The 3,401-nt window shown below is 66.1% G+C and carries 3 protein-coding genes; 2 read left to right on the top strand and 1 reads right to left on the bottom strand.

Annotated features, from left to right (window positions below):
• Positions 1-257 precede the first annotated feature (257 nt).
• Both WMO66_RS00375 and WMO66_RS00370 read left to right on the top strand, forming a co-directional pair.
• Complete coding sequence (locus WMO66_RS00375; RefSeq protein ID WP_349134428.1) at positions 258-671, top strand: Mini-ribonuclease 3; 414 nt, start codon at positions 258-260, stop codon at positions 669-671.
• Positions 661-2,412, top strand: a complete 1,752-nt coding sequence (locus WMO66_RS00370) for an Rqc2 family fibronectin-binding protein (protein WP_349134427.1) — start codon at positions 661-663, stop codon at positions 2,410-2,412. The genes WMO66_RS00375 and WMO66_RS00370 overlap by 11 nt, the downstream gene beginning before the upstream one ends.
• A gap of 165 nt (positions 2,413-2,577) precedes the next feature.
• On the opposite strand, the gene WMO66_RS00365 is transcribed toward WMO66_RS00370, so the two are convergent.
• A complete protein-coding gene (locus tag WMO66_RS00365) occupies positions 2,578-3,150 on the bottom strand; it encodes a nucleotidyltransferase family protein (RefSeq protein WP_349134426.1) in 573 nt (190 codons plus the stop codon).
• Positions 3,151-3,401: the final 251 nt, after the last annotated feature.

Here is a 3,401-nt window from a genome sequence, read left to right as displayed (position 1 = left end):
CGCCGCTACAGACGCAATTGGTGCATACCGTTTTATCGACGGCCGGTACGAGTCGGAAGTGCCTCCCCGAGATTGCCACGGCCCCGTTGGGGCCTCGCAATGACAAACCTTTGGCTTTCACCGTTTTATCGCCAGCCGGTTCAAACCGCCAGTACAGTGCCGGGAGGGGCATGCCCCTCCCCTACAGCACGCAAAAGCAGCCCGGCAATATCACTCAAAATCATCCAAAATTCGATCATTCTGGAGGCGACTGCGCCATGCAGGACTATTTTCACCCGCAAATGACCCAACAGGAGCTGCTGGCCATGTCGTCTCTGGCGCTGGCGCACATCGGCGATGCCGTGTTTGAGCTGCTCGTGCGCACAAAGCTGTGCGTCGAGGGCGGCACAACGAACGGCCGCCTGCATCAGGCAACGATCGCGCTCGTGCAGGCCCCGGCGCAGGCGCGCTTTGCCCTGCGCATCCAGCCCCTGCTCACGCCGGAGGAGGCCGCCGTCTATCGCCGCGGCCGCAACGCCCATCCTCACGGCATTCCGAAGCACGCCACGCCGGGCGAATATGCCCGCGCAACGGGGCTGGAGGCCCTGTTTGGCGCACTGTATCTCTCCGGGCAGACCGCGCGCATCGAGGCGCTGTTTGCCGCCATGATGGAGGAAGACCATGCCATTTGACGCCATGTTTCTCACGGCCGTCGCCGCAGAGCTGCGCCCCGCCCTCGTCGGGGCCCGCGTGGACAAGGTCCAGCAGCCCGCGCGCGACACCGTCGTGCTCCAGCTGCGCGGGCGCGACGGCGGCGGAAGACTGCTGCTGTCCGCCAACGGCAACCGGCCGCGCGTCCACCTGACGCAGGCGCAGCTGGAAAATCCCGCGCAGCCGCCGATGTTCTGTATGCTGCTGCGCAAGCATCTGGCGGGCGGCAGACTTGCCGATATCCGCCAGCCCGCGGCCGAGCGCATGCTCGACCTGACGTTCGACTGCACGGACGAGCTGGGTGTGCCCTGCCGCAAGCACCTGATCCTCGAGCTGGTCGGGCGCAATTCCAACCTGATCCTCACGGGGCCGGACGGCCGCATCCTCGACTGCCTGCGGCGCGTGGACTTTGAAATGTCCGAGCTGCGCCAGCTGCTGCCCGGCCTGTTTTACCACGAGCCGCCGCGGCAGGACCGCCGCATCCCGCAGGAGACGACGGAGGCCGAGCTTCTTGCCCTGCTCGACCGGCCCGACGCGGCCATGCGGCTGGACAAATGGCTGCTGGCCCACTTTGCGGGCCTGTCGCCGCTCATCGCGCGCGAGCTGTCGTTCCGCTTTTCGGGCGAGACGGACGCGCCCATCCCCACGCTGGACGCCGCGCGGCTGGCGGCATTTCTGACGGCGGAGTTCGCCGCCCTGCCGCCCGTACAGATGCAGCCCATGCTGATGTGGAAGGACGGCGCACCGACGGATTTCACCTATCGCGACATCCGGCAATACGGCGGCTATCTGCGCGCCGAGCCGTGCGAGAGCTTTTCCGCCCTGCTCGACCGCTTTTACACCGAGACGGACCACGCCGAGCGCATGCGGCAGCGGTCGCAGACGCTGCGCAAGGCCATTTCGAACCTGCACGAGCGCACGCGCCGCAAGCTGGAGCTGCAGCGGCAGGAGCTGGAGGCCACGCACGACCGCGAGCAGCTGCGCCGTCAGGGCGACATCGTCACGGCGAACCTGCACGCCATCACGCGCGGGCAGACGCTGCTGCGCGCCGAGGATTTTTATGACGAGGATCTGCGCGAAATTGAAATTCCGCTCAAGCCGAACCTCTCCCCGCAGCAGAACGCCGCGCGGTTCTACAAGGACTACGCCCGCGCCAAGCATGCCGAGCAGGTGCTCACGCAGCAGATCGCACAGGGCGAGATCGAGGAGGCCTATCTGGGCGGCGTGCTCGAGGAGCTGGCTCGCGCCGAAAATGAGCGTGATCTGAGCGAAATACGAGCGGAATTGGAGGCCGGAGGCTATGTCCGCCCGGCGGACCGCCGCAAGCAGGCCCGGCAGCAGCCGTCAAAGCCAATGCACTTCCGCTCGTCGGACGGCTTCGACATTTTTGTCGGCCGCAACAACCGCCAGAACGACCAGCTGTCGCTCAAGACGGCGCGGCGCGACGACCTGTGGCTGCATGTGCAGAAATTTCACGGCACGCATGTCATCATCGCGTGCGCAGGCATCCAGCCGCCGGACGGGACGATCACGGAGGCGGCCGAGCTTGCGGCCTACTACTCCGAGGCGCGCGAGGGGCAGAACGTCCCCGTCGATGTGACGCCCGTGCGCTTCCTGCGCAAGCCGAACGGGGCAAAGCCCGGCATGGTCGTGTATGACCGCTACCGCACGGTGCTCGTCACTCCGGACGCAGCCCTCCCCGCACGTCTCCGCGTGGAATGAGAAAATGAGAAATAGCATGAACGGCACGCTTTGCGTGCCGTTCGTTGTTTTATGATATATAATTTGCAGGGAAGGAGCATACCTCTCCCCGACAGCGCACAACCGGCGGATGAGCGCAGCTTTTTCCTGTTCCTTTCCCATTTTCAATTTGCTGTATGCCGTTCCCTACAGATGATCCCGGATGGCGCGCAGGGCCTCGGGGGTATCGACATCGGCCAGCGCCTCCGGCGGGACGTCGACGGCAAGGTAGCGCTCCGGATACTGCCGGATGACGGCGCTGCCGCCGCGGTCTCCCTCGAGCGCGCACAGGGCCGGGAAAAATTCCCGCGGGAACACGTTCGGATTGCCGCGCCGCGTGCCGCAGGCCGCGCCCACGATGCACGACGGATGCTCCCGCCACTGCCGCACGACCGCGCGCACGGCCGATGCCGACAGCAGCGGCTGGTCGGCCACGAGGAAGGCGATGCCGTCGCACTGCGCCAGCGCCTGCGTGCCGAGGCGGACCGTGCGGCTCAGCCCGTCGCCGGGCCGGTCGTTGCGCACCGGCTCGAAACCGAATTCCCGCGCGAGGGCAGCGACGGCAGGATACTGCGTGACGACGGCGACGCGGTCGAACACCCCGGCCGGAACGGCCTCGAATGCCCGGCGAATGAGCGGCTTGCCGTCCAGCTCCGCCTCGAGCTTGTTCGCGCCGAAGCGCACGGCGTTCCCCGCCGCCATGATGACACAACCGAGCATGGTATACCTCCAGTAAAAGGGATAATGGAATATGGAAAATTTCGCAGGGGCGCCGGCCGTGCGTTGTAGGGGCGGGGACAGCCAGGCCCGTCCGCGAAGCGGCATAAGGACAGCCAAATCGATGCCGTGCACCGTTCCCTGCGCACGCCCCTTGATGTGTCATTGCGAGGAGCAAAGCGACGTGGCAATCTCGGGAAGGCAGTTGCAGCCCGTACAAGCCATCGCCGACCGCATGCAGTATTGTAGGGGAG

This window comes from Faecousia intestinalis, assembly GCF_040096185.1.
Taxonomy (GTDB): domain Bacteria; phylum Bacillota; class Clostridia; order Oscillospirales; family Oscillospiraceae; genus JAZOXB01.
This window is presented reverse-complemented; position numbering and strand designations above follow the sequence as displayed.

Bases quoted from the DNA above. Each gene is read 5' to 3' on its own strand.
- WMO66_RS00365 (WP_349134426.1), bottom strand. From the start codon at position 3,150: ATGCTCGGTTGTGTCATCATGGCGGCGGGGAACGCCGTGCGCTTCGGC.
- WMO66_RS00375 (WP_349134428.1), top strand. From the start codon at position 258: ATGCAGGACTATTTTCACCCGCAAATGACCCAACAGGAGCTGCTGGCC.
- WMO66_RS00370 (WP_349134427.1), top strand. From the start codon at position 661: ATGCCATTTGACGCCATGTTTCTCACGGCCGTCGCCGCAGAGCTGCGC.